The sequence below is a fragment of the Nocardia sp. NPDC050710 genome (genome assembly GCF_040654375.1).
Lineage (GTDB): Bacteria > Actinomycetota > Actinomycetes > Mycobacteriales > Mycobacteriaceae > Nocardia.
In genome coordinates this window covers 31,198-56,144 of record NZ_JBFAHV010000011.1, presented here as the reverse complement: position 1 = coordinate 56,144, position 24,947 = coordinate 31,198, and the positions used below count along the sequence as shown (strand labels likewise).

At 67.9% G+C, this 24,947-nt stretch carries 25 protein-coding genes; 12 read left to right on the top strand and 13 right to left on the bottom strand.

Annotation, left to right across the window (positions count from 1 at the left end; all coding sequences use genetic code 11):
• The coding region (locus AB0H61_RS20240) for a DUF3027 domain-containing protein (protein ID WP_357306631.1) at positions 1–912 on the bottom strand (912 nt) is incomplete at its 3' end.
• Positions 913–929: 17 nt separating this feature from the next.
• Between AB0H61_RS20240 and AB0H61_RS20235 the strand changes: the two genes are divergently transcribed.
• The 3 genes from AB0H61_RS20235 to AB0H61_RS20225 all read left to right on the top strand — a co-directional run bounded on the left by AB0H61_RS20235 (position 930) and on the right by AB0H61_RS20225 (position 4,227).
• A complete protein-coding gene (locus tag AB0H61_RS20235) occupies positions 930–1,703 on the top strand; it encodes a glutaminyl-peptide cyclotransferase (protein WP_357306627.1) in 774 nt (257 codons plus the stop codon).
• Positions 1,704–1,770: 67 nt separating this feature from the next.
• Positions 1,771–3,570: an MFS transporter gene (locus AB0H61_RS20230; RefSeq protein ID WP_357306624.1), complete on the top strand. Its 1,800-nt coding sequence runs from the start codon at positions 1,771–1,773 to the stop codon at positions 3,568–3,570.
• A 69-nt stretch (positions 3,571–3,639) separates the two neighbouring features.
• Positions 3,640–4,227, top strand: a complete 588-nt coding sequence (locus AB0H61_RS20225) for a DUF2771 domain-containing protein (RefSeq protein ID WP_357306622.1) — start codon at positions 3,640–3,642, stop codon at positions 4,225–4,227.
• 70 nt (positions 4,228–4,297) lie between these two features.
• Here AB0H61_RS20225 and AB0H61_RS20220 read toward each other — a convergent pair whose 3' ends face one another.
• Entirely contained in the window at positions 4,298–4,723 is a 426-nt protein-coding gene (locus tag AB0H61_RS20220) for a cold-shock protein (protein ID WP_357306900.1), read from the bottom strand.
• A 202-nt stretch (positions 4,724–4,925) separates the two neighbouring features.
• Between AB0H61_RS20220 and AB0H61_RS20215 the strand changes: the two genes are divergently transcribed.
• Positions 4,926–5,168 carry a hypothetical protein gene (locus AB0H61_RS20215; RefSeq protein WP_357306620.1) on the top strand — a complete coding sequence of 81 codons (243 nt, stop codon included), beginning with the start codon at positions 4,926–4,928 and terminating at the stop codon, positions 5,166–5,168.
• Between the two features lie 378 nt (positions 5,169–5,546).
• Positions 5,547–6,173 (top strand): transglycosylase family protein, encoded by a 627-nt coding sequence (locus AB0H61_RS20210; RefSeq protein ID WP_357306617.1) that lies wholly within the window; start codon positions 5,547–5,549, stop codon positions 6,171–6,173.
• Positions 6,174–6,253: 80 nt separating this feature from the next.
• On the opposite strand, the gene AB0H61_RS20205 is transcribed toward AB0H61_RS20210, so the two are convergent.
• On the bottom strand, positions 6,254–6,442 hold the full coding sequence (locus tag AB0H61_RS20205; RefSeq protein WP_357306614.1) for a hypothetical protein: 189 nt from the start codon (positions 6,440–6,442) through the stop codon (positions 6,254–6,256).
• A 281-nt stretch (positions 6,443–6,723) separates the two neighbouring features.
• Here AB0H61_RS20205 and AB0H61_RS20200 point away from each other — a divergent pair, with 281 nt between their 5' ends.
• On the top strand, positions 6,724–8,994 hold the full coding sequence (locus AB0H61_RS20200) for a helicase-associated domain-containing protein (protein WP_357306898.1): 2,271 nt from the start codon (positions 6,724–6,726) through the stop codon (positions 8,992–8,994).
• A gap of 4 nt (positions 8,995–8,998) precedes the next feature.
• Here AB0H61_RS20200 and AB0H61_RS20195 read toward each other — a convergent pair whose 3' ends face one another.
• Positions 8,999–9,520, bottom strand: a complete 522-nt coding sequence (locus AB0H61_RS20195) for a hypothetical protein (RefSeq protein WP_357306612.1) — start codon at positions 9,518–9,520, stop codon at positions 8,999–9,001.
• Between the two features lie 297 nt (positions 9,521–9,817).
• Here AB0H61_RS20195 and AB0H61_RS20190 point away from each other — a divergent pair, with 297 nt between their 5' ends.
• A complete protein-coding gene (locus AB0H61_RS20190) occupies positions 9,818–10,660 on the top strand; it encodes a hypothetical protein (RefSeq protein WP_357306609.1) in 843 nt (280 codons plus the stop codon).
• Here AB0H61_RS20190 and AB0H61_RS20185 read toward each other — a convergent pair.
• The 4 genes from AB0H61_RS20185 to AB0H61_RS20170 form a co-directional block, all read right to left on the bottom strand.
• On the bottom strand, positions 10,657–12,051 hold the full coding sequence (locus tag AB0H61_RS20185; protein ID WP_357306606.1) for a M1 family metallopeptidase: 1,395 nt from the start codon (positions 12,049–12,051) through the stop codon (positions 10,657–10,659). The genes AB0H61_RS20190 and AB0H61_RS20185 overlap by 4 nt on opposite strands.
• 69 nt (positions 12,052–12,120) lie before the next feature.
• Positions 12,121–12,759: a LysE family translocator gene (locus AB0H61_RS20180; RefSeq protein WP_357306604.1), complete on the bottom strand. Its 639-nt coding sequence runs from the start codon at positions 12,757–12,759 to the stop codon at positions 12,121–12,123.
• Positions 12,760–12,834: 75 nt separating this feature from the next.
• Positions 12,835–13,503: a DUF3239 domain-containing protein gene (locus tag AB0H61_RS20175; RefSeq protein WP_357306601.1), complete on the bottom strand. Its 669-nt coding sequence runs from the start codon at positions 13,501–13,503 to the stop codon at positions 12,835–12,837.
• Positions 13,504–13,543: 40 nt separating this feature from the next.
• Complete coding sequence (locus tag AB0H61_RS20170; RefSeq protein ID WP_357306599.1) at positions 13,544–15,202, bottom strand: DNA repair helicase XPB; 1,659 nt, start codon at positions 15,200–15,202, stop codon at positions 13,544–13,546.
• Between the two features lie 266 nt (positions 15,203–15,468).
• On the opposite strand from AB0H61_RS20170, the gene AB0H61_RS20165 reads away from it, so the two are divergent.
• Together AB0H61_RS20165 and AB0H61_RS20160 are read left to right on the top strand one after the other, a co-directional pair.
• Positions 15,469–16,113, top strand: coding sequence for a LysE family translocator (locus tag AB0H61_RS20165; RefSeq protein ID WP_357306596.1), 645 nt, complete (start codon positions 15,469–15,471; stop codon positions 16,111–16,113).
• A 120-nt stretch (positions 16,114–16,233) separates the two neighbouring features.
• Positions 16,234–16,914, top strand: coding sequence for a trimeric intracellular cation channel family protein (locus AB0H61_RS20160; protein ID WP_357306594.1), 681 nt, complete (start codon positions 16,234–16,236; stop codon positions 16,912–16,914).
• A 43-nt stretch (positions 16,915–16,957) separates the two neighbouring features.
• On the opposite strand, the gene AB0H61_RS20155 is transcribed toward AB0H61_RS20160, so the two are convergent.
• On the bottom strand, positions 16,958–18,136 hold the full coding sequence (locus AB0H61_RS20155; protein ID WP_357306591.1) for a pyridoxal phosphate-dependent aminotransferase: 1,179 nt from the start codon (positions 18,134–18,136) through the stop codon (positions 16,958–16,960).
• A 176-nt stretch (positions 18,137–18,312) separates the two neighbouring features.
• On the opposite strand from AB0H61_RS20155, the gene AB0H61_RS20150 reads away from it, so the two are divergent.
• Positions 18,313–18,531, top strand: coding sequence for a hypothetical protein (locus tag AB0H61_RS20150; protein ID WP_357306590.1), 219 nt, complete (start codon positions 18,313–18,315; stop codon positions 18,529–18,531).
• A 50-nt stretch (positions 18,532–18,581) separates the two neighbouring features.
• Here the strand turns inward: AB0H61_RS20150 and AB0H61_RS20145 are convergent, their stop codons facing one another.
• Positions 18,582–19,499, bottom strand: a complete 918-nt coding sequence (locus AB0H61_RS20145) for a sigma-70 family RNA polymerase sigma factor (RefSeq protein ID WP_357306588.1) — start codon at positions 19,497–19,499, stop codon at positions 18,582–18,584.
• Between the two features lie 147 nt (positions 19,500–19,646).
• On the opposite strand from AB0H61_RS20145, the gene AB0H61_RS20140 reads away from it, so the two are divergent.
• The gene (locus tag AB0H61_RS20140) at positions 19,647–20,186 is read left to right on the top strand and encodes a class I SAM-dependent methyltransferase (protein ID WP_357306585.1); all 540 of its coding nucleotides are present in this window, start codon (positions 19,647–19,649) and stop codon (positions 20,184–20,186) included.
• Positions 20,187–20,267: 81 nt separating this feature from the next.
• Here the strand turns inward: AB0H61_RS20140 and AB0H61_RS20135 are convergent, their stop codons facing one another.
• The 3 genes from AB0H61_RS20135 to AB0H61_RS20125 form a co-directional block, all read right to left on the bottom strand.
• Positions 20,268–21,359, bottom strand: a complete 1,092-nt coding sequence (locus AB0H61_RS20135) for a 3-deoxy-7-phosphoheptulonate synthase (protein WP_357306583.1) — start codon at positions 21,357–21,359, stop codon at positions 20,268–20,270.
• Between the two features lie 279 nt (positions 21,360–21,638).
• A complete protein-coding gene (locus AB0H61_RS20130; protein ID WP_357306581.1) occupies positions 21,639–22,112 on the bottom strand; it encodes a carboxymuconolactone decarboxylase family protein in 474 nt (157 codons plus the stop codon).
• A gap of 178 nt (positions 22,113–22,290) precedes the next feature.
• Positions 22,291–23,169, bottom strand: coding sequence for an oxidoreductase (locus tag AB0H61_RS20125; RefSeq protein WP_357306579.1), 879 nt, complete (start codon positions 23,167–23,169; stop codon positions 22,291–22,293).
• Positions 23,170–23,316: 147 nt separating this feature from the next.
• Here AB0H61_RS20125 and AB0H61_RS20120 point away from each other — a divergent pair, with 147 nt between their 5' ends.
• Positions 23,317–24,930, top strand: coding sequence for an AMP-binding protein (locus AB0H61_RS20120; RefSeq protein ID WP_357306576.1), 1,614 nt, complete (start codon positions 23,317–23,319; stop codon positions 24,928–24,930).
• The last annotated feature ends 17 nt before the right edge of the window (positions 24,931–24,947 follow it).

Below are 24,947 nucleotides of genomic sequence, written 5' to 3'. Positions count from 1 at the left end.
ACCTGCCTCGGCAACCGCATCCACGGCCTCCGGCAGGACCACCGTCTCATCGGCAGCGGCCACAGCGCCAGCCTCGGCAACCGCATCCACGGCCTCCGGCACGACCGCCGTCTCACCCGCGACGTCACCCTCGGCAGCCGCGGCTTCGGGCGCCTGCTTGCGGAGGGCTTCGGGGGGGATCACGTCGTAGGCGGCGTCGTCGTAGGCCTCGTAGAGGGGGGAGCCGCCGCCGGTGGGGGGTTCCACGTCGGAGTGGGCGCCGCAGCCGTATTCGATGTGGACGACGTGGCCGTCCGCGCCCATAGCGTTGCCGCAGACGCCGAAGGCGGCGCGCAGGGCACCCGCGAGGGGCAGGTAGAAGCCGCAGCGGCCGCAGGTCGAGGGGGCTGCCTTCGCCATGTCGGTGTCGGGACCGAATTCGGCGTACCAGCGCTCGGCGGCTTCCTCGCGACCTTCTCTGGACAGCACCTTGGTGCGGCCGAGACCGATCTCGAGGGCCACTTCATCGACCGCCGGATCGCCGGAGGCGACATAGCCGGGCACGAGCCGTGGATCGCCGGGGGGCGGAGCGAGCAGGTCGCCGGGCGCCAGATCGCCGGGGCGGACCCGCTGATCCCACGGCACGAAGTCGGGCGCGACCAGGGCATCAGGGCCCGGCAGCAGCGCCGACTCGCTGACCGTCGCGTACTCCGCGCCGGGTGGGGCCGCCACCACAACCGCCCACTGCCAGCCGCGATAGCCGGGCAGGGTGGCCTCGAAGCGGTGCGTTGCCGCGTTCTCGTCCTCGGCGCTCACCCCGAGGTGCGCGCCGACCGCCGCTGGTTCCAACTCCAGGAGCGCACGGCGGGCCACGTCCACGGCATCGGCCAGAATCGGCCGGACGCCGGGCTCCGAAACAGAAACTGCGCTCACGGCCTACATTTTGCCGTATGGAACGCAATCGGCGTTCGTTGGCCGTCTCAGTACTGATATGCCTGCTCGCCGCGACCGGCTGCGGCGGCGCCGACGAAGAGCCCACGCAGCTGCGAATCGAGGTTATCGGCACCCGCCCACACGATGCGACGGCGTTTACCCAGGGCCTCGAGATCGACGGCGGGGTGCTGTACGAAGGCACCGGCATGTCGGGCGAGTCGACTGTGCGCGCCACCGATCTCGAGACCGGCGCCGAGCTCGCGCGTGTCGAGGTGCCCGCCCCGTATTTCGGCGAGGGCCTGACCCTGGCCGGTGACACCCTGTGGCAGCTCACCTGGCAGCACCGTGTCGCGTTCGGCCGCGACCCGGTCACCCTGGAGGTCCGCAAGCAGGCGGGCTACGAGGGCGAGGGCTGGGGCCTGTGCAGCCGCGCGGGCCGGCTGGTGATGAGCGACGGCAGCGATACGCTGACCTTCCGTGATCCGGCCACCTTCGCCCGCACCGGCACCGTGACCCTGCGCAATGGTCGCGGCGCCCACCTCAACGAACTCGATTGCGCCGGGGACGGTTCGGTCTACGCCAACGACTACCCGACCGATCGGATCCTGCGCATCGACCCGGAATCCGGCGCGGTGCTCGCCGTCATCGACGCGGGCGGCCTGCTCACTCCGGCCCAGCGCGCGGGCGCCGACGTCCTCAACGGCATCGCGCAACTGCCGGGCACCGACCGCTTCCTCATCACCGGCAAGTATTGGCCGACCGTGTTCGAGGTGCGGTTCGTCACAGCCTGACCTCACGCGCGACACTCCTCCACACGGCCTGAAGACCACGTCGCACCGATAGTCCAGAATTGAGGGTGTGACTACTCCCCGCGATCCCTCCGGTCCCGCTCGTGGTCCGTGGGACGGCGAGGAGTCGCCCCCGATCGAGCGGCACCCGGGCTTCGACCGGTATCCGCCGCCCAACCCGTCGGCGCGGCGCAGGCCGCTGCCGCCGCTGGACCCGAATCGCAATGCCCCGCCACCGGCCGGTCGCCGCGGGCCACAGGAACCGCGGCACATCTTCCCCGGAAAGCCGGAGCCGCCGCGGCACCACCCGCCCGTGGAGCCCTCGCCGCCCGAGCCGACCCGGCGTCTCGAGGTCGACCCGCCGACCGAGGCGGGCCCCGGCGCACAGCGGGTACCGCGCAAGCTGACGGTCACCCGGGTCGCCGCGATGCGGGGTCGTGAACTGACCGAGAAGGGCTTCGCGACCTTTCAGCGTGCCGCCAAGGCCGACGGCGCCGATAAATCCGGTCTCACCGCGCTGACCTACGCGACGATGGCGAACTTCGCCCTCGACGCCGCAATCGCGGTGGCCCTCGCCAACACCCTGTTCTTCGCCAGTGCGACCGCCGAGAGCAAGTCCAAGGTTGCGCTGTATCTGCTGATCACGATCGCTCCGTTCGCGGTGATCGCCCCGGTGATCGGGCCGCTGCTGGACCGCCTGCAACGCGGTCGCCGACTGGCGCTGGCAAGTTCGTACGCGATGCGCGCGGTGGTCGCGGTGGTGCTGATCTTCCAGATCGATACTTGGGCGCTGTATCCGCTCGCGCTGTGCATGATGATCGGCAGCAAGTCGTTCTCGGTGCTCAAGAGCGCGGTCACACCACGCGTGCTGCCACCCGATATCGACCTGGTACGCACCAACTCTCGGCTGACCGTATTCGGTCTGGTCGGCGGAACCATCGGCGCGGGCGCGCTGGCCGCGCTGGCCGCTTCGGTGGCGGGATCGACCGGCGCGCTGATCCTCGCCACGCTGATCGCCGTCGGCGGCGCGTATCTGAGCCTGCGCATTCCGCGCTGGGTCGAGGTCACCGAGGGTGAGGTGCCCGCGACGCTCAGCTACCACGGCGACGATTCGTCCACCGAGGTGTTGCACGAGGGTGAACAGTCCGCGGTGCCGCCGCGTCGGCGCAGGCAGCCGCTGGGACGCGCCGTCGTCACCGGGCTGTGGGGCAACAGCGCCATCCGGGTGCTGACCGGATTCCTCACCTTCTACGTGGCATTCGTGGCCAAGGCGACCGGCGAGGCCGGCTGGCAGCAGGCGGCCATGCTCGGCGTGGTCGGCGTCGCCGCGGCGGTCGGCAATTTCACCGGTAACGCGACCGGCGCCCGGCTGAAGCTCGGCAGGCCGTCGCTGATCGTGCTCGGCTGCACCGCGGCATGCACGCTGGTCGCGCTGTTCGCGGTCTTCACCGACAATCTGCTCGGCGCGGCCATCGCCACCCTGGTGGCGGCGGGCGCGAGCGCACTGGCGAAGGTGTCGCTGGACGCCTCGATCCAGGACGATCTGCCGCCGGAGTCGATCGCCTCCGGATTCGGCCGCTCGGAGACCGTATTGCAGCTCAGCTGGGTTGTGGGCGGCGCGGCGGGTGTGCTGCTGCCGACCGAGTACTGGAAGGGTTTCGCGGTCGTCACCGGGATCCTGATGCTCGGGTTGGTGCAGACCTTCGTCAGCTACCGTGGCCATTCGCTGCTACCCGGCCTCGGTGGTCACCGTCCGCTGCATGCGGAGCAGGAAGTGCCCGCGGCCCATCACGACGCGCCCGAGCCGAGGCCACATCGATCGGACACCAAACGGATTCAACGAGGAACGGGAGATCCCATCTGTGAGTGAGCGCAACGAGCGAACCGCCGGCCCGGCGCCGTCGGCCGCGACGGAGTCGAACGGCAGCGAGGCGGGGTCGTGACCAAGCCGAATGCCCGCACGATTCTCGCGCTGGTCGCGGCAGGCCTGCTGGTTGTCGTCGTCGCCATGGTCGGTGTGCTGGTGGTAACGGTCCGCAACGCGCCGGAGCACGCGCCGGAGCTCACCGCGTACGCACACGGTACGACGGTCGACGTGCAACCGTTCGCCTACTGCGCGGTCACCATGCAGGACTGCAAAGTGCTGCCCGAGCGACCCGAGGATGCGGAGGGCACCGTCTTCGCGGGCCTGCCCTGTGATCCGGACGCTACGGAGTGCAAGCAGGGCCACACTGTGAATCTCGAAGTGCCGCCCGGTTATCCGCTGCAACTGTCGCTACCGCGCAAGGTCGCCGACGCACCATGGCTGGCCCAGCTCATATTTGTGACGCCGACCGGCGAGAAGGTGGCTCAGGTCATCAGCCGCAACGATTACCCCGAGGGCGCCATGGCACTCACCATCGACTCGCGTCCGATTCCGGAGCTACGCCTGATCGGCGTCGAATTGCAGCTGCCGATCCTGGCCCGCGACGAAACCGGCCGCGAGTTCTACGTTCCGCATGCGGCCTGGTCGATCAGCACCGTCTGAATCCCCGCACCACCGAAAAATCCCCTACCCGGCCGAGCCGAGTAGGGGATTTTCGGGTTCCGGACGATCTCTAGTGATCGAGTTCGCGCGCGACGGCGCGGACGACCTCCGAGATGCGTTGCGCGGTCTTACGATCCGGGTACTTGCCCCGGCGCAGATCCGGCTGCACCTTCGTCTCCAGCAGCGTGATCATGTCCTCGACGAGACCGTGCAGTTCGTCCGGCGTCTTGCGCGGCTGGGTCGATTCCTTGCGGCCACCCCGCTCGCGCTCCTGACCGGCGCGCACCGACGGCGGGGCCTCGAGTAGCTTCAGGCTCAGCGCCTGCGGCCCGCGACGGCCGGCGGCCATGCCGAACTCCACGCGCTGCCCCGGCTTGAGGCCTTCGATGCCATCGGGCAGCGCGGACGAACGGACATAGACGTCCTCCCCCTCATCTTGGGAAAGGAAGCCGAAGCCCTTTTCGACGTCGTACCACTTAACCCTGCCGGTCGGCACTGCGCTCACCCGTTCATCATCGAAACTCGGGCCCGATTGGCCCGAGCAGATCCGTCTGCTCAGAACTCTTCCGACGGGTACCGCCGCGAAAAGGCCTGTCAGTTTGCGAAAAGAACGCGCCCCACAAGCCTGCAGGACGCGATTGTTCACCGAGTCTACCCCGGTGGCTATAACCGAAGCACATCAGTTTTACGGTCGTGGGGTGACGAACCCATCCGCACCACCGCCGTCGAGCGAGTCGCCGCGACGCGCCGGTGATTGGTTCCTGTACCTCGCACTCACGCTGTTCGGGATCGGATTGCTGGCCATCGTGGCGATATTCCTGACACCGATTCTCAGCGACTCCGATCCGGCGCTCTGGCTGTATCTGACCGCACTGTTGACGCCGCTCGGCTTCATCTTCGGCGTCTTCTACGCATTGTGGTCCGGCCGCCGCTCCCGGTGACCCCGAACCGGTTACCCCGGCTAACCGTTACCGAACCAGAGGTGTGATCCTCATCACATTACGAGCCGGTCACGGAAGTCCAGTGACGCTCCACTGGACCGATCGGACCGCATCTAGCTGCGCAGAAGCACTTTCGCGAGCACCGAGACCGCATCGAGACCTCCGTACACGCGCCGGTTACCAAATAGTGATTTTTCGCGGCGATCGTCGTACGGTCTATTCCAGCCGGGAGAACCGGCACCACCGGCCCGCCGCACCGAACCTCGCCCCGCGGGTACCGGACCCCGACGGAAACAGGGGTGAGGGCGGGACGGACGACCTCTCAGTCCGAGCCCGAGCGAGATTCTCGCAGGTGCGGACGAGAGGAAGACACCCGATATGAGTGGACGCCATCGCAAGCCGACTTCCACCGGTCGCACCGTAGCCAAGGTCGCCGTTACCGGCGCCATCATCGGCACGGCGGGCGTGGCCCTTGCCGGAAACGCCAGCGCGGCGCCCGACTCCGACTGGGATCGCCTCGCACAGTGCGAGGCAGGCGGCAACTGGGGCATCAACACCGGCAACGGTTTCCAGGGCGGCCTGCAGTTCTCGCCCAGCACCTGGAACTCCCACGGCGGCAAGGAGTACGCGGCCACCGCCAACCAGGCCTCCCGCGAGCAGCAGATCGCGGTCGCCGAGAAGGTCCTGGCCTCCCAGGGCTGGGGCGCCTGGCCCTCGTGCTCGGCCTCCCTCGGCCTGAGCAGCAAGCCCACCCCGCGCTCCGCCCCCGCCACCGAGACGCCGCGCTGGAACCCCGCGCCCTCCGCGCCGCAGGCCCAGGCCGCCGATTCCAGCCAGGAGATCTTCCAGGCCGTGGACCGCGCCATCGCGGTGGTGCAGCAGCAGGGTGTGCAGATCCCGCAGCAGGCCCTCGATTTCTTCAACGCCGCCAAGGCGAACGGGACCACGCTGGACCCGAATGTCGTGAACTTCTACGAGGCGAACAAGGGCCTGTTGCCCCAGTAAGTCTTTTCACGAACAAGGCCCCCGCATCAAACGAGGATGCGGGGGCCTTGTTCGTACCTACGGGCTTGGTGGCCCTGAGATCAGCGGTTGATCACCGTGTGCGGGTGCATGTAGGGCAGCTGATCGGCCGGGACCGGGAACTCGGTGTCCTCGCCGTACGGGGAGAGACCACCGGAGCGAGCCGAGGAGAGTTCGGTGACGGCGTGGTCACCATCGGCCAGCTTCGGCCAGCCATTGTCGACATACGGTTTCTTGGATTTATTCACCACGCTGCCATTCTGGCATGCGAGGCGACCGGGGCAACCTCCCCGCACCCCGGAACTTCACGACCGCGGTCGGCAACCGTCTTCGCGCGGCGGCGGGCGGGCTACTTCGATTAGGCTGAATCATCGGATTGTCAGGTAACGACTGATCTCAGGAGCCCATGGGTAACTCGTCGGGCACGCCCGAAACCAGGACGAGCATTCAGCCGCCGGACCGCGACCCAGAGGTCGAGGCACCCACGACCCGCACGAGGCGTGGAGGGGCGGGGAAGCCCGCAACCGATTCCATGGCCGGATGGCTCGGCGCCCGGACCGACGCCCAACTCGTGGCGCTGCTCCAGCTCCGGCCGGATCTCGCCGTGCCGCTGCCCTCCTCGATGACGGTGCTGGCGGCCCGCGCCGAGCAGCGCGCCTCGGTGCTGCGTGCCACCGACGATCTCGACACCCTCGAGTTCGCCATCGTGGAAATACTTGCGGTGCACGGCCCCTCGCGTGACACCGTCCCGCTCTCCCGCAAAGCCCTGCAGGCCCAGCTGAAGGGCCGCGTCACAAAGGTCGCGCTCGACGCGGCCCTGGAGCGGTTGACCGCCCGCGCCCTGGTCTGGATCGACGGCGACAATCTGCACTTGGTGCCCGCCGCGGCCGAGGCGCTGCCCTGGCCGATCGGCAGCACCACCGAGATCCCGGACGCGCTGACCGAGCCGGAGGTCGTCGCGGCCCTCGCCGAACTCGCCCCCGCCGAGCGCACGCTGCTGGAGAAGCTGGCTACCACCGGCCCGCGCGGGCGTACCCGCGACGCCGCACCCGGCACCCCGGCGGAGCGCCCCGTCCAGCAACTGCTGACCCGCGGGCTGCTGCATGGGATCGATGACGAGACCGTGGAACTACCGGTGACCGTCGGCCAGGTGCTGCGCCGCGAACCGGTAACCCATCCCCATGCGCTCACACCCCCCAAACCCGAGCCGGGTAAACAAACTCCGGCGGAGGTGAACGCGGTCGCGGCGGGCGAGGTCGGCGAGCTGCTGCGGCACTGCGCGGGCATTCTGGAGGCACTCGGTCAGGCCCCCGCACCCGCGCTGCGCGCCGGCGGGCTCGGGGTGCGGGAATTGCGTCGTATCGCCAAGCAGATCGGCGTGGAGGAGCCGCGGGCCGGTCTGCTGGTCGAACTGCTCGCGGCGGCCAAACTGATCGAGAAGGGGCTGCCGGATCCGCCGCCGGATTTCGACTCCACCGACGACTACTGGGCGCCGACTCCGGCCGCCGATGCCTGGCTGGAATCGCCGCCCGCCCGGCGCTGGGTGGTGCTCGCGCTGGTCTGGCTGGAGCTGGACCGGATGCCGTGGATGATCGGTATGCGCGACGCCAATGACAAACCACTGGCCGCGCTCTCCATCGAATTGCGCAATCCGCATGCGCCGCGGGACCGGCGGACCATGTTGAGCCTGCTCGCGGAGTACCCTTCCGGCTCCGCGGTCGAACCCGCCGATATCGGCCGCATCCTGGCCTGGCGGCAACCGCGCCGACGCAGGCATTTTCGGCTGGAGGCGGTGCGGCACACACTGCGCGAGGCGGCCGAACTGGGTTTCATCGGGCGCGGCGCCCTCGGTTCCGCCGCCCGTGCGCTGCTGCACGGCGCGGCCACCAGTGCGTCCGATGCCGAGGCCGCGATGGAGGAGGCACTGCCCGAACCGGTGGATCACGTCCTCGTGCAGGCGGATCTGACGGTGATCGCGCCGGGGCCGCTGACCGCCGACCTACAGCGGCGGGTCGCGCTGGTGGCCGATGTCGAATCCGCGGGTGCGGCCACCGTTTACCGGATCGGCGAGACCTCGGTGCGGCGCGCGCTCGACGCGGGCATGACCGCCGCGGAACTGCACGCCCTGTTCGATACCCGTTCGCGCACGCCGGTCCCGCAGGCGCTGACCTACCTGATCGATGATGTGGCCCGGCGGCACGGCCAATTGCGGGCGGGTATGGCGCAGTCCTTCCTGCGCAGCGACGACCCGGCATTGCTGGCCCAGGTGCTCGCCGCGCCGGTCGCCGGCGCGCTCGCATTGCGGGCCATCGCGCCGACCGTGGCCATTGCGCAGGCTCCGCTCGGTGAAGTGCTGGAGCAACTGCGTGCGGCGGGATTCGCACCCGCGGGCGAGGATTCGGCGGGCACGATCGTTGATCTGCGCCCGCGCGGCACGCGGATCTCGGTGCGCCCCCATGCGCGCCAGCCGTACCGGCCGACGCCGCCGAGCACCGAACAATTGGAATTGCTGGTCGCGGAGCTACGGGCCGGAGATCGCGCGGCGAGCGCCCGCTCGGGTCAGGCCGTGCGTACCGACGGCACCCGTACCAGCACCGCCGCGACCCTGGCGCTGCTGCAGCTGGCGGCCAGGGTGCGGCGGTCGGTGAATATCGGTTATGTCGACGCCTCCGGCGTCGCATCCCAGCGCGTGGTGGAACCGTTGAAGGTTGGCAACGGCCAACTCGACGCGCTGGATCCGGTGACCGGCGCGGTCCGGCATTTCACGCTGCACCGGATCGCATCGGTCGCCCTGCTGGAGTAATCGGTCAGGGCTTGGCTATGCAGAACAGGGTCTTCGGGTCCGGGACCGTAATGAATTCCTCGGCGTTCTCGCAAAGCAGTTCGTCGGTCTGACCGTCGATGCGCTGCACCACCTTGAAAGTGGCGTCCTTCGAGGTGCAATCCACCCATTTGTACGGCGATGTGCCGACGTCGTTGTAGCAGCTGCCCTGTTTGAAGTTCGGGGCCAGGCACATGAACGCGGTGCCACCGCTCACCAGTTCCTCGGTGTAGCTGGTGTATTCGTTCGACGGGCACTCGGTCTTGTTGTCGGAGGTCTGGAAAACCTTGTAGACGGCCTTCGGCGAGGAGCAATCGATCGGCTCGCCCTTGGTGGCGGTCATCGAATTGTCGGTGATGTTGATGCAGTCACCGACCTTGGTCTTGGCCACATCGGACTTGGTCGCATTATCGACGGCCGAACAACCGGTTACCGCGGCCGCTAGTGCGGCCACCGCCAGGAGGGCTAGCGCTACGCGCGCCAGCAGCCTCGTTCCTGGGAACTTCACGTGAAGAAACCTCTCTCACCGAATAAATTCACGTTGGTCGTGAACGCGGTGAGGATACCTGCACGATGACGGTGGCCGCATCCAGTCCTTCCCGGACGTTCGGCGCGGAGACTCAGAGCCCCAGGCCGTACATCCCGAGCAGCGAGAAACCCAGCAGCCTGGGGAGCAGACCGTTCAGCAACTGCAGTCCGAAACTGTTCACTAGCAATACCTTCCATAGATCGCCCACAACGTGGACGATTGCCCAACTCGTCCAGTGTGTCGCGGCGAGCGGACCCATCGTTACGCTTGACAAGTATGACCCTCGAGGAGGCGGCACGCGATCTGTACGGACTCGACCCCACCGAGTTCGTCGCGGCCCGCGACGCCCGGGTCGCCGCGGCCAAGGCGGCGGGCGACAAAGAACTCGCGGCCGCGATCGGAAAATTGCGCAAGCCGACGGTCACCGCGTGGACGGTCAACCTGCTCGCGCGCTCGTCCCCCGACGATGTAGCGGCACTTCTGCGACTCGGCGCGGCGCTGCGCACGGCACAGCGGGAATTGTCCGGCGATCAACTCCGCAGCCTCGGGGCGCAGCGTCAGCAGGTCGTCAACGCACTCGCGACGCGGGCCGGGTCACTCGCCGCCGAATACGGCCGCGCAGTCGGGGAAACGGTACTGCGCGAGGTCAGTCGGACACTGACCGCCGCACTCGCCGATCCCACTGTGGCGGAACAGATTCGAACCGCGACGCTGGCCAGCGCGGCGAGCTACGAGGGGTTCGGGCCCGCGGGACCGACCTTGGTCGCGGTACCCGATACCGCCCCCGCCGAACCCGCCACACCCGCACCGTCGGCTCCGCCCGAATCCGCCGACGATTCGGCGCGACGAGAATTGGACGACGCTCTCGCCGACCTCGAATCCGCGTGCACAGCAAGGGATTCTGCGCGCGATGAGATCGAGCGAGCGACGAACGCGCTGACCGCGATCGAGTCCCGCCTCACCGAACTGCGCGCCGAACTGGCCCACACCGAACAGCAGAGGCAGTTCGCCCGCACCGCCGAACGCGGTGCGCAGGAACAACTCCGGTCCGCGCAACGGCAGCTGGATCGGGTCGAACGCCGGGCGCGACGGGCCCGCGAGCGGGTCGGTGAGGATTAGCTGCGCAGGGAGCCGGGGAACAGATATTCCTCCGGCGGCGGCGCGGTGGTGTCGAGCCAGGCCCGGAAGAAGCCGGTCAGATCGGTCCGGGATTTCGACTGCATGAACATGCGGAACTCCGGCATGGAGGCATTGCCATAGGTATGTGCGGTAATGAATTCCCGGACGGCTCCGAAAAATACGTCGTCGCCGAGTTGCTTGCGCAAGGCGTGCAGGAACAGCGGCCCGCGATAGTAGACCGAGGTGAATTCGTTTCCGGCGCCCGGATTCTCCAGCGGAATGTCCCAGAATCCCGGCACGTCCTGGTATGCGGCGACGGTCTCCCGATAGTCGGCGTCGACGTCGGCGCCCTCCATGCGTTCCGGCCACAGATAATCCGCGGTGTAGCTGGCGAAGCATTCGTTCAGGCAGATATCCGACCACTGACGCACCGACACCGAATCGCCCCACCACTGATGCGCGATTTCGTGCACCACGGTCTGTAGGTCGGTCCACGGCGCGTAGATCGGCCGGGTCTGGGTCTCCAGCGAGAACTGGATGGGGGCATCGACGTAGATCCCGCCCGCGGCTTCGAACGGATACGGGCCGTACAGCGCCTCGGCGAAGTCCAGGATCTCCGGCAACCGCTGCTCGGTCTCCCGATTCCGCTCCGCCTCCGGAGCGAACGCGCTGAGCAGCGGGGTGCCGTTGGCGCGGCGCTGCTCGAGGTAGCTGAAGTGATCGATCGCCACGGTGGTCAGGTAGCCGAGCACCGGTTGACGCGACTCCCAGCTGACCGTCCGCTTGTCGCCTCGCACGGTATCCCCGGTGCGCAGTCCGTTGGAGACCACCTCCCATTCCGCGGGCACGGTCGCATGCAGCGCGAAAGTGGCCTTATCCAAAGGGGTGTCGTTGAGCGGATACCAGGTGGTGGCGGAATGCGGCTCCCCGGCGACGAAGGCGCCGCCACTGGGCGCGAGGGTCCAGCCCTCCCCCTCGGTGTCCGCCGCCGGTCCCGCGTAATCGACCAGCACGGTGAACGGCAGTCCGGGCAGCAGCGGCAGTAGCGGGGTGACCGTCAGCTCGTGTTCGCCGTTGCGATCGAAGGCGGCGGGCAGGTTGTTCACCGAAACCATCCGCACATCCGGGCCGTTGAAATCGAGGTTGAACACGCGCAGCGCCTGGGTCGCGGTGGCGTCGACGCGGGTTCGGCCGATGAGTTCACGGCTCGGCGGGTCGTAGTCGATGGTCACGTCGTAATGTCCGACGTCATAGCCGCCATTGCCGTCCAGTGGGTAGTACGGGTCGCCCAGACCGGGTGATCCGACGAACGGATCCGCGTACGCGGTACCCGGCAGCGCCGTGACAAGCACCGCGGCCACCGCGGCCACCCACAGGCCGGATAACCTCACTCGCCCACCAACCCCTTTCGGCAATCCCCCGCGATACCGCTGTACGGATCTCGCTGGATGGTAACCGGTTCAGTGCGTCGAGCCGCTCAGCGCCACCGACGCGCCGAGGCCGACAATCATCACACCGCCCGCGCCGCCGACCGCTTCCAATCGGCGCGGCGACCGTGCGAACCAGGTCCTGGCCGAGGCGGCGAGCAACGCCCACGCACTGTCGGAGATCAGCGCGACCACCAGGATGATGCTGCCGAGGATCAGGAATTGCAGTGGTAGCGACCCGGCCGATGGCTCGGCGAACTGCGGGAGGATCGCGGCGAAGAAAACGATCACCTTCGGATTCGTCAGCCCGACGATGACGCTCTGGCGCAGCACCCGGGAGTCCAGCGCGGGTTCGACGGCGGCGCCCAGCGCGTCACGCAGCGATTTACGCTCCCGGATCGCCTGCACGCCGAGATAGACGAGATAGAGCGCACCCGCGAGTTTCACCACGGTGAGCGCCAGCGCCGACGCCATGAGCAGGGTGCCGAGACCCAGGGCGACCAGCAATAGCACCAGGAAGACGCCCACCGTATGCCCGAGTACCGAGAGCAGCGCGGCGCGGCGGCCCAGCGTCAGCGCCCGGCCGATGGTGAACAGCACACCCGGTCCCGGCACAATGACGAGGACCACCGCTGCCGCAAGGAATGCCAGCAGATTCGAAGCTGGAACCATCCTTCGAGTCTAGGGCGCGGCGCAAGCCGGTTTCCGGTAGCGGCCGACGCGAGTGTCGGCCCGGTGCAGGCGGATTCAGGAACCCAGATCGCCGGGCAGTTGCTGCGGATCGAGGAGCAGGCGCTTGGCCGACGTGCGCCGCACCTTCGCGGCGAGTTCGAGATTGTCGGTGAGCAGCCGCCACTCCACCTCGCTGATGGCCGCGCGGGCGCGTGCGATGACGGTGTCGTCCCTGGTCCCCCAGGCGATCGGCATCGCGCTCACCGTCTGCCAGCGCTCGCCCACCTGGCGTGGCGTCCGATCGGTGCGGATCGCGACCGAGGGCACCCGCTCGCCCGCGCGCTTCTGGTGGCCGGGCAGGTCGCGCACCTTCCGGATGACCAAGGCGTAGCGCGGATTCGGTGTCTCCGGCTTCGAGACGTCGACCAGTGCGAGGAGCACCACACCGCTCGGATGCGTTTCGGAGACCACCGCGGGGACGAGCTCACCGTCTGCGTACAGCTTATCGATGCTGGATCGGTGCGGCGCCCACAGCGCCACCCAGAGCGCCACCACCGCGCCGAGTGCGAAGGCGACGGCCAGCAGATAGGACCACGGGTGGTTCAGCCAGATCAGATAGGCGGTGCCGGTGGCCGCGATGACCGCCGCCGCGATCGCCATGACGCGTAGTCGCCGCAGGTCGGCGAAGACTTCGTTCACCGCATGGGCGTGCCTGCGGTCCACCGCGAATTCGAAGCGTCGCACGTATTCTTCCTAGCACACGTTACGGAGGTTGCGCCTCCGCTTATCCGATGGCCGGTCCCAGCAAGTCGTCGGCATCCGTAATGCGATAGGCATACCCCTGTTCGGCGAGGAAACGCTGCCGGTGCGCCGCGTACTCGGCGTCCAGGGTGTCACGAGCGACCACCGAATAGAAGTGGGCTTGGCCACCGTCCTGCTTCGGCCGCAACAGACGGCCGAGCCGCTGCGCCTCCTCCTGACGCGACCCGAATGTGCCCGAAACCTGCACCGCCACAGAGGCTTCCGGAAGATCGATGGAGAAATTCGCGACCTTGCTCACCACCAGGACGGGGATCTCGCCGCGCCGGAAGGCATCGAAGAGTTCCTCGCGCTCCTTGGTTTTCGTCGAACCCTGGATCACCGGCGCGTTCAACTCGGCGCCGAGCACGTCCAACTGTTCGAGATAGGCGCCGATCACCAGGGAGGGCGCATCCCGATGCCGGTCCAGGATCGACTCCACCACGGCGATCTTCGTATGCGCGGTGGAGCACAGCTTGTACCGTTCCTCCGGTTCGGCGGTCGCATAGGCCATGCGCTCGGCATCGGTGAGGGTGACCCGCACCTCGATGCATTCGGCCGGGGCGATCCAGCCCTGCGCCTCGATATCCTTCCACGGCGCGTCGTAGCGCTTCGGCCCGATCAGCGAGAACACATCACCTTCGCGGCCGTCCTCGCGCACCAGCGTCGCGGTCAGCCCGAGCCTGCGCCGGGACTGTAGGTCGGCGGTCATCCGGAAGACCGGCGCGGGCAGCAGATGCACCTCGTCGTAGATGACCAGGCCCCAATCCCTGCTGTCGAAGAGTTCGAGGTGCTTGTACTCACCCTTGGTACGGCGGGTGATCACCTGATAGGTCGCGATGGTGACCGGGCGGATCTCCTTACGCTCACCCGAATATTCGCCGATCTCGTCCTCGGTGAGCGAGGTGCGCGCCAGCAGCTCGCGCCGCCACTGCCTGCCCGCGACGGTATTGGTGACCAGGATCAGGGTCGTCGCCTTGGCCTGCGCCATCGCGGCCGCGCCGACCATCGTCTTGCCCGCGCCACACGGCAGCACCACCACACCCGAGCCGCCCGCCCAGAACGAATCGGCCGCCATCCGCTGGTAGTCGCGCAACGCCCAGTGGCCGCCCTCGTAATCGAGTTCGATCGCATGCGCCTCGCCGTCGACATAACCCGCGAGATCCTCGGCGGGCCAGCCGATCTTCAGCAGCATCTGCTTGATCCGGCCGCGTTCGGACGGATGCACCTGCACGGTGTCCTCATCGATGCGGGCTCCGAGCATCGGCGCGATCTTCTTGTGCCGCAGCACCTCCTCCAGCACGGCGCGATCCAGGCTGACCAATGTCAGCCCGTGCGCCGGATGCTTCACCAGCTGCAATCGGCCGTAGCGGGCCATGGTGTCGACGACGTCGACCAACAGCGGCTGCGGCACCGCGTACCGCGAGTAGGTGACCAGCGCGTCCACCACCTGCTCGGCATCGTGGCCCGCCGCGCGCGCGTTCCACAGCGCCAGCGGCGTCACCCGGTAGGTGTGCACATGCTCGGGAGCCCGCTCCAGTTCGGCGAACGGGGCAATGGCCTGGCGCGCCATATCGGACGACTCGTGGTCGATCTCCAACAACAGCGTCTTATCACTCTGAACAATCAGTGGACCGTCGGTCACAGTCTCTCCTTGTATACGGCGGTCGGACACCCATCGCCCACCCGATCGCGCCGACCCGACCATTCTCCCCGAGGCCACCGACAACACCCGTCCACGGGCATTGATGCAGACCACGCCGAGGGCACAGTACTGCCAACGGCTCCGCAACTACAGCGTGTAAGCGCCCCGATTTGTTCCGGCGGCGCGATTCCGCCGCCCCGGCACCGGTCCACCGGCTGCCGAGTGGACCGAGACGCGGGACGCCGCCGTGCGCGACGATCGCGGTCATGATCGAGATTGCGGCGGTGCTGGGGGTTGCGGCGGCGGCATTGGGGATGGTGCTCACGCCCGGGCCGAACATGATGTATCTGGTGTCGCGGACGGTGTCGCAGGGGCGGCGGGCCGGTTTGGTGTCGCTGGCTGGGGTCGCGGCCGGGTTCGGGGTGTACCTCGCCGCGGCGACGGCGGGTATCACCGCGGTCTTCGCGGTGGTTCCCGGGCTGTATCTGGCGGTGAAGCTGGCGGGGGCGGCATATCTGCTGTGGCTGGCGTGGCAGGCGGTGCGGCCGGGTGGGGTTTCGGTCTTCGCGCCGAGCACCTTGCCCGCCGATCCGGTCCGCAGGCTGTTCACCATGGGTTTTGTGACGAATCTGCTGAATCCGAAGATCGCGATCATGTACATGGCGTTGATTCCACAGTTCGTGGCCCCCGAGCGCGGGCAGGTGTGGTTACAGAGTCTGTGCCTCGGGGCGGTACAGATCGCCGTGGCGTTGACGGTGAACGGACTGATCGTGCTGGGGGCCGATGGGATCTCCGGTTTCCTGACCGGACGGCCACTGTGGCTGCGGACGCAGCGGTGGGTGATGGGGTCGATGCTCGGCGGGATCGCGGTCATGCTGGCGACCGATCGGGCGCGGCCGACCCCGGCCTGATCGCCCGCCACCGTTGCCCGGTTGCCCCGCGCGGTACGGCGGTAACCAGGGTGTCACGGAGCTCACAGGGCCCCTCGTGCAAACCTGCTGGGGCAGAGTGCGCGCGGAAGGAGCTGATCGATGAGCGCGGGACTGGACATCATGGCGACCCAGCTCGACTCCGCGGCCGATGCGGCACAGCGGATCGGCGAGTTGCTCGGTGTGATCGCGTTCGCTACCTCCGGGGCATTGCTGGCGGTGCGCAAGAATCTCGACATCTTCGGTATGGCGGTACTCGCGTGCAGTACCGCGCTCGGCGGTGGGGTGATCCGCGATCTGCTCATCGGGCGCACCCCGCCCAGCGCCTTCACCGATCTGACCTATCTCACCGCATCCCTGCTCGCCGCACTGGTCATCTTCTTCCGCCACCCGTCACACCGGCTGACCCGCGGCGCACTGGAGATCACCGACGCGGTCGGACTCGGACTGTTCTGCGTGACCGGAACGGTGGTCGCCTACCGCTACGGCACCGGCGCGCCAACCGCCGCGCTGCTCGGCATGGTCACCGCCATCGGCGGCGGGGTGATCCGCGATGTGCTCGGCGGCCAGGTGCCGAGCGTGCTGCGCCCCGATCAGGAGCTGTACGCGGTGCCCGCGCTATTCGGCGCGGCGGCCACCGCGACGCTGTTGCATTTCGGCTACTACCGGGCGTGGAGCGGTCTGCTGGCGGCGGCACTCGCCATCGCGTTCCGGTTGCTGGCGCGCCGGTATCAGTGGCGCGCTCCGCAGGCCCGGCACAGCCCCGACCTTCGGGGTCGGTAGGTGGTGGCGCCCACGCGCATCACCCCGAATCAGCGTCAGGTTTTCAGCCGACGCGAACTCCGGCGCGCAACCGCCGGACCCCCTCGTCCAAGACCTCGTCGCGCTTGCAGAAGGTGAAGCGGACCAGGTGGTTCCACGATGCCTTGTCGTCGGTGAATACGCTGACCGGGACCGCGGCGACACCGATACGCTCCGGCAGTGCGCGGCAGAAGTCGAGTCCGTCGGTGGCGCCCATCGGGGTGATGTCGGCGCAGACGAAATAGCCACCCGCGCTGTACTTCACGCCGAAACCGGTGTCGGCGAGCGCGGCCGAGAGTCGGATCCGCTTCTCCGACAAGGCATCCCGCAGGTCGGCGACCCAGTCGAGTTCGTGGTCGAGTGCGTGCGCGACGGCGGGCTGGAATGGGCCACCCGCCACGAAGGTCATGAACTGCTTGGCCGCGAGCACGCCGTCGATCAGATTGGCCGGACCGCAGGCCCAGCCCGTCTTCCATCCGGTGACGCTGAAAGTCTTCGCCGCACTGGAGACCACCACGGTACGCTCGGCCATGCCGGGCAGGGTGGCCAGGCTGATGTGCTCGGTGCCGTCGAAGACCAGATGTTCGTACACCTCGTCGGTGAGCACCAACAGGTCGTGCTCGCAGGCGATTTCGGCGATCGCGGTCAGATCCGCGCGGCCGAGCACGGTTCCGGTCGGGTTGTGCGGCGAGTTCACCACCAGCATCCGAGTGGCCGGGGTGATGGCCGCGCGCAGGCTGTCCAGGTCGAGTACGAACCGGTCACCGTCGGCGACCAGCCGGGCGGTGCGACGGGTCGCACCGGCCAGCGCGACGGCCGCGGCATAGGAGTCGTAGTAGGGCTCGATCAGCACGACCTCCTGGCCGGGTTCGACCAGGCCGAGCAGGGTGGCGCTGATCGCCTCGGTGGCCCCGACGGTGACCAGCACCTGGGTGTCCGGGTCGTATCGGGTGCCGTAGCGGCGGGCCCGGTCGTCGGCGATGGCGCGGCGCAGGATCGGCATGCCACGGCCCGGCGGGTACTGGTTCAGCCCGTCCGCGATCGCCTGCCTGGCGACCTCGAGCATGCCCGCGGGACCGTCGGTATCGGGGAATCCCTGGCCTAAATTGACCGCGCCGTGCCGGACGGCGAGTTCGGTCATCTCGGCGAAGATCGTCGAGGCGAAGGGGCGCAGGCGGGCAACGGTCGATGGTCGCGGAAGCATACTCCGGAGAGTAGCCCAGCGATCGCTATTGTTGCCATCAGATAGCGAACGGCTATGTTTCACATTTACTTTGACGCCTCTACCTGCACGGTTGTGCGTTTCCCCAGCGGCAGCTAGCCTCGCCGTGTTCTACCTCACATATCCGCCGACCCGGCGGAATCTCGAAAGGGGCATATATGGCCTCCTATCTCGACCTAGTACTGCAGCCGGCCGCGTCGGAGGTCGCCGGATCGGTACTGGGTTTCCTTCGGAATATCGCCCACGACCTGGTCGCGGGCACCGGTAATTGGTTTACCGGATCCTCGACCGGCGACTTCTTCACCGGGTCCACAACCGGCAACCAGGGCACCGGATCCTCGACCGGCGACTGGTTCACCGGCTCGACGACGCCATAGCGACGCCGGACGTGCCAGGCCGGCCGATGAGGGTCCGGCCTGGCACGGGCTCAGAGTCGCACACCCGTCAGCTTGGCCGGATTCGCGTGATCGTAAGCGCCCCAGACCAATCCGTCGCGTACCGTGAAGCCGACGACCCGAGCGGGATGCCAATCCTGTTCGTCGGTCTCCGAATCCAGATTCATCACCAGGCCCAATTGTCCATTGACCGTGGCGAATTCATAGCGCGTCGCGGCATCGCCGGAATCCCCGATGCCGTACTTGCGGACCAGGCCGAGCATGAAGCGGGCGATCTCATCCGCGCCACCGATGATATTCACGGCGGTGGAGGTGGTGCCGTTGGCATCGCCGATCAGCACCGAATCCGGGTGCAGCGCAGCGGCAACCGCGGTGACGTCACCGGTGGCCAACGCCGCGAGCAGCCGTCGCACCGCCGCCTCGTGCTCGTCGTCGGGCACCGGCGCCGGAATATCGTCGACCGCCCTGCGGGCCACCACCGCCAACTGCCGCGCGGCATCCGCGCAGACCCCGAGTATCTCGGCGATCTCGTCGAAAGACATCGAAAGCCCGTCGTGCAGTACGAAGGCCACCCGCTGCGGCGGCGTCAGGGTATCGAGCACCACCATCACGGCCAGCCTGCAATCCTGATTGCGCACCGCCACTTCCAGGGGATCCGGCGCACCCACGGGCGTCACGCCGGTCACCACCGGCTCCGGCAACCACTGCCCCACATAGGTTTCCCGGCGTGCCGCGGCGCTGCGCAAGTGATCGACGCAGATTCGACTCACCACCGTCGTCAGCCAGGCGCGCAGATCATCGATCTCGGACTGGTGCACCCCGGCCAGCCGTAGCCAGCTCTCCTGGACCGCGTCCTCGGCGTCGCTGACACTGCCCGTCATCCGGTAGGCGACGGAAAGCAAATGTGCCCGATGCGATTCGAACAAGTCAGCGAGAAGAGCGGCAACCATCGGGACGATTCTACGGTCCGCCGGATCCCCCTCCGAGCGCGGTGCCGTTGAGCCCGCGTGTCACCACGAGTCCACCGCCGGAAACCCGGCGCTCGCCGGTCGGCAAACACGACCACCACGGCGGCCGAGACACCGTAGATTGCGAATATGCCGGGTGACGCGCGCTTCCGCTGGATCGTATCGACGATGGGGGTTCGCCCGTCGGATCGGCTGCTCGAAATCGGGCCGGGATCCAGTGATTCGATCGCCGAGGTCGCCGCACGGCTGATCGACGGATATATCGTCGGCGTCGACCGCTCCCCCACCGCCATCGCCCGGGCGAGCAAACGCCATGCCGCGCATATCGATTCCGGCCGGGCCAGCCTGGTACATGCCGGATTGGAGACGCTGCGCCCGGAGCAGGTCGGCGTCGATCCCGGACTCGTCGGCAGCGGATTCGACAAAGTCTTCGCGGTGAACGTGAATCTGTTCTGGACCAAACGTCCCACCGCCGAACTGGATCTCATCCGACAGCTACTGCGTCCGAATGGCGCGCTCTATCTGTTCTACGGATACGGCAGCCCCGTCGGCGGCTCGGCGTCGAGCCCGAAACCCGCCCCGGGCAAGCTCATCGAACACCTCGCCGACGCCGGGTTCCATACGCGGACGCGCACATCGGGCGACCTGCTTGCCGTCATAGCGACCTGATCGACGGGGAACACCGAATGAGCGGCGAATCCGCCGGGGCCCACCACTTCGGTGGACCCGTCGGCGGGGTTCGAATGCCATTCAGCGGTCGCGGCGCTCCTGCACGGCGGCCGCGAGCCGATCCAGCTGCCGAGCGGTGGTCTCCCAATCCAGGCACGCGTCGGTAATGGACTGGCCGTAGGTCAGCTCGTCCGCATGGCCCAGCGTCAGATCCTGGCGGCCCGCCACCAGGAAACTTTCCAGCATCACGCCGATCACGCCCGGCTCACCGTCCGCCAGTCGGTCGGCGATATCGGTGACCACGTCGACCTGCTTATTGTGATCCTTATTGCTGTTGCCGTGGCTGGCGTCCACCACGATCCGCTGCGGCAGCGACGCCTTCTCCAACCGGATGCAGGCCTCGGCCACCGAGGCGGCGTCGTAGTTCGGGCCGGTGCTGCCGCCGCGCAGGATCACGTGGCAATCCGGATTCCCGCTGGTGCGGATCAGTGCCGAGCGGCCGTCCAGATCGGTGCCGGGGAAGACGTGGCTGGCCGCGGCGGCGCGCACGCCGTCCACCGCCACCTGCACGTCGCCATCGGTGCCGTTCTTGATGCCGACCGGCATGGACAGCGCGCTGCTCAACTGGCGGTGCACCTGGCTGGCCGCGGTACGCGCCCCGATCGCGCCGTACGAGACCAGGTCCGCGATGTATTGCGGGGTGATCGGATCAAGGAACTCGCACGCGACCGGCAGGCCGAGCGCGGTGATGTCGACCAGCAGCTTGCGGCCGAAGCCGAGTCCGGTATTGACGTCGAAGGATCCGTCCAGATGCGGATCGTTGATCAGGCCCTTCCAGCCCAGGGTGGTGCGCGGCTTCTCGAAGTAGACCCGCATCACCACGTGCAGCCGGTCATCCAGCTCGGCCGCCTTGGCCGCCAGGCGCCGCGCGTAATCCATGGCGGCCGCGGGATCGTGCACCGAGCAGGGGCCGACGATCACCATCAGGCGATCGTCGACGCCGTTCAGCACGTCGACGGTGGCCTTGCGGCCCGCCCGGACGGTGTCGGCGAGGGCATCGGTGATCGGGTGCACCCGACGCACCTCGGCCGGTGAGCGCAATGGGCTCACGCTGAGGGTGCGTTGGTCGTCGAGATCGGAATGCCGCGCGTCGACGTCAGCTGCGGTTGTCATGTGTGGGTTCCTTTTCTTCAGGCCGACCCACGGAACGTGAAACCCGTCGAGCCGGTCCATCATCCGGCTCGGGGTGGAGGAGAGTCAGCGCAGGAGGTTGCCGCAGACCAGCCCACCCAGGGCCGGCTTGCTAAACCAGAAATACGCGCGCTGCACGACGGCCACTGTACCAGCAGAGATCAACGGGTAACGCGCTGGCCAACTCTAGAAATCGTCGGAGTGCCGCATGTCACGCCCTACACCGGCCGATGCGCCGGGCGTGTCGTGCGGTCTCGCGGCTCACCCCCACTGGCCGGGCTCATAGGAGCCCGCCGGGATGCGAGCGATCACATTCATCCGGTTGTAGGCATTGATCAGAGCAATGAGGGAGATGAGCGCCGCGATCTGGTCGGCGTCGTAATGCTTTTCGACCTGTGCCCAGGTGTCGTCGCTGACGCCGTGGTGCGCGTCGGCCAGGCGGGTGCCCTCCTCGGTGAGCGCCAGCGCGGCACGCTCGGCCTCGGTGAAGACGGTGGCCTCGCGCCACGCGGCGACCAGGTTCAAGCGGACCTGGGTCTCGCCCGCATGCGCGGCATCCTTGGAGTGCATATCGGTGCAGTAGCCGCAGCCGTTGATCTGGCTGGCACGTAGCTTGACCAGTTCCTGGGTCGGCTTCGGCAGGGTGGAGCCGTCGACGACGAGCCCGGCGTTACCGATGCGCTTGATGAACTTCGCGCCGTTGTCGTTGCCGTAGTAGTCGAATCGCGCGTCCATGATGTGCCTTCTTCCTGGCGGTTTCGGTTGGCTTCATAGAGAGGACGGCGCAGTGCTCCGGAGTGTGACAGCACGCGAATGTGAACCAGGTCATACCGGGTACCACTCGCTGCCGATCGGTCGTGCCGACAGTTCTTCCACGACATCGACCGGCCGGGCCGATAGTCGTTCTCGCGTGCTACGTTCCGAACGAGTAGGTGACGCCGGTCAGCTTCTCCGACAGCTCCCACAATTCACCCGCGACCAACTCATCCTTGGATGCCTTGGTCGAATCGGATCGACCCGGGTATCCGCGCATGCCCCCCAGCCCGGTCGGGCCGTAGTAGGCGCCCGGATCGACCGGCATGGTGGCGGCGAAAAGCTCCGGCAGCGCACCCATCTCGGCACTCTGCGCGAATATCCGGTTGCCCACCGCCATGAGCGAATCCATGAACGACTCGGTGTGCGACTGCAATTCGGTGGCGGCGTAGCCGGGGTGCGCGGCCACCGAGATCTTCGGCGAACCCGCCGCGGTCAGCTTGCGCTGGAGTTCGTAGGCGAACATCAGGTTGGCCAGCTTGGCCTGTCCGTACGCGGACCAGCGGGAGTACTTGCGGCGTTCCCAGTTCAGATCGTCCAGGTCGATCTTGCCCGCGGCGTGCGCGCCGCTGGAAACGGTGACGACGCGATCGGAAACCTTATCCAGCAGCAGGCCGGTCAGCGCGAAGTGGCCGAGGTGGTTGGTGCCGATCTGCATTTCGAAGCCGTCGGCGGTGCGCCCTTCGGGGACGGCCATGACGCCCGCGTTGTTGATCAGCACGTCCACCCGGTCCGCCCCCGCGGCGAACTCGCGTACCGAGGCGAGGTCGGCCAGATCCAACTTGCGTACCCGCGCGCGTTCACCGAGGCCCGCGGCCACCCGCTCGCCCTTGGCCACATTCCGGCAGGCGAGTACGACTTCCGCCCCCGCCCCGGCCAGGGCCCGGGCGGCCACCGCGCCGAGTCCGCTGTTCGCACCGGTGACGATGAATGACCGGCCACTCTGATCGGGGATATCCGAGGTGTCCCAACGGGTCATAGCGGTGAGTCTAGTCCGGTATACGTGACCGTTCAGCGGGACGGCGAACCTCACTTCCACGCCTTCGAGCCGACTACTTCTTCGGTTGAGATAGGGTTGCCTAACCTACATCGATATCCCCGCTAACTCCCGCACGTGAGGCAGACCGTGACTTCGACATCCCCCGCGGCCACCGGCCACCGCGACGGCTACGTCCCCTTCCCCGCCGACGCGGCCGAGACCTACCGCGCAGCGGGCTACTGGACCGGCCGCCCGCTCGGTGATCTGCTGCGCGACACCGCGCGGCGGCACCCGCATCGCCCGGCCCTGCTCGACGGCGCGAATTCACACAGCTACGCGCAGGTGGACGCGGAGGCGGACCGGATGGCGCACGGACTGCTCGCGCTGGGGATCGCACCGGGCGACCGGGTCGTCGTGCAGTTGCCGAATGTGCCGGAGTTCCTGACGGTGCTCTTCGGACTGCTGCGGGCGGGCATCATCCCGGTGCTGACACTGCCCGCGCACCGCAGGGCCGAAATCGAGCATCTGGCGGCGCTTTCCGAGGCGGTCGCCTACATCGTCGCCGACCGGCAGGGCGATTTCGACTACCGCGAGCTTGCCGCCACGGTCCGCGCGACCGTGCCGACCCTGCGCCATGTGCTGGTACTCGGCGATCCGGGCGTGTTCACCGACCTGAACTCGGTACCCCGCGACGGGACGGCGCTACCGGAGATCGACCCGAGCGATATCGCGCTGATGCTGGTGTCGGGCGGCACCACCGGACTACCGAAGCTGATCGCCCGCACCCACGACGATTACGTCTACAACGCCACCGCGAGCGCGGAGGTCTGCGAACTCACCGAGGACGACGTCTACCTCGCCACCCTGCCCGCCGCACACAACTTTCCGCTGGCCTGCCCCGGCATCCTCGGCACCATCGGCGTCGGCGGCGCCCTCGCCTTCGTCACCGATCCCAGCCCGGAGAATGCCTTCGCCGCGATCGAACAGCACCGGGTGACGGTCACCGCGGTCGTACCGCCGCTGGCTCAATTGTGGAGCGCGGCAGTCGAATGGGAGGAGGCCGAGCTATCGTCGCTGCGCCTGCTCCAGGTCGGCGGCGCCCGGCTGGCCGAGGTGAACGCACGGGAGGTCGGGCCCGCGCTCGGCAGCAAGCTGCAACAGGTATTCGGCATGGCCGAGGGCCTGTTGAACTACACCCGCCTCGATGATTCGGACGAACTGATCTGCACCACCCAGGGCCGCCCGCTCTCCCCCGCCGACGAGGTGCGGGTGGTCGACGCCGACGGCAACGATGTCGAACCCGGCGCCGAGGGCGAACTACTCACCAAGGGCCCCTACACCATTCGCGGCTACTATCGCGCGTCCGAACACAATGCCCGCGCGTTCACCCCGGACGGCTACTACCGCAGCGGCGACCTGGTCCGCCGTCTGCCCTCCGGGCACCTCGTCGTCTCCGGCCGCATCAAGGACGTCATCAACCGCGGCGGCGAGAACATCTCCTGCGACGAGTTGGAAGAGCATCTGCTGGCCCACCCGGCGGTGCGCCATGCCGCCGCGGTCGGGCTGCCGGACGCCGCCCTCGGCGAAAAGGTCTGCGCCGTCCTCGTTGTCGACGGTGCGATGCCGAGCCTGGCCGAGATCAAAACCTTCCTGACCGAGCGCGGCCTGGCCACCTACAAGCTGCCCGATCTGCTCCGGCAGTCGGACAAGCTGCCGATCACCGCCGTCGGGAAGATCGACAAGAAGGCACTGCGCGGATAGCGAAACCGTCATGTACC

Coding starts and splice junctions, on each gene's coding strand:
- AB0H61_RS20235 (WP_357306627.1), top strand. CDS start 930: ATGGAACGCAATCGGCGTTCGTTGGCCGTCTCAGTACTGATATGCCTG.
- AB0H61_RS20210 (WP_357306617.1), top strand. CDS start 5,547: ATGAGTGGACGCCATCGCAAGCCGACTTCCACCGGTCGCACCGTAGCC.
- AB0H61_RS20200 (WP_357306898.1), top strand. CDS start 6,724: ATGGCCGGATGGCTCGGCGCCCGGACCGACGCCCAACTCGTGGCGCTG.
- AB0H61_RS20190 (WP_357306609.1), top strand. CDS start 9,818: ATGACCCTCGAGGAGGCGGCACGCGATCTGTACGGACTCGACCCCACC.
- AB0H61_RS20180 (WP_357306604.1), bottom strand. CDS start 12,759: ATGGTTCCAGCTTCGAATCTGCTGGCATTCCTTGCGGCAGCGGTGGTC.
- AB0H61_RS20165 (WP_357306596.1), top strand. CDS start 15,469: ATGATCGAGATTGCGGCGGTGCTGGGGGTTGCGGCGGCGGCATTGGGG.
- AB0H61_RS20160 (WP_357306594.1), top strand. CDS start 16,234: ATGAGCGCGGGACTGGACATCATGGCGACCCAGCTCGACTCCGCGGCC.
- AB0H61_RS20155 (WP_357306591.1), bottom strand. CDS start 18,136: ATGCTTCCGCGACCATCGACCGTTGCCCGCCTGCGCCCCTTCGCCTCG.
- AB0H61_RS20150 (WP_357306590.1), top strand. CDS start 18,313: ATGGCCTCCTATCTCGACCTAGTACTGCAGCCGGCCGCGTCGGAGGTC.
- AB0H61_RS20145 (WP_357306588.1), bottom strand. CDS start 19,499: ATGGTTGCCGCTCTTCTCGCTGACTTGTTCGAATCGCATCGGGCACAT.
- AB0H61_RS20140 (WP_357306585.1), top strand. CDS start 19,647: ATGCCGGGTGACGCGCGCTTCCGCTGGATCGTATCGACGATGGGGGTT.
- AB0H61_RS20135 (WP_357306583.1), bottom strand. CDS start 21,359: ATGACAACCGCAGCTGACGTCGACGCGCGGCATTCCGATCTCGACGAC.
- AB0H61_RS20130 (WP_357306581.1), bottom strand. CDS start 22,112: ATGGACGCGCGATTCGACTACTACGGCAACGACAACGGCGCGAAGTTC.
- AB0H61_RS20125 (WP_357306579.1), bottom strand. CDS start 23,169: ATGACCCGTTGGGACACCTCGGATATCCCCGATCAGAGTGGCCGGTCA.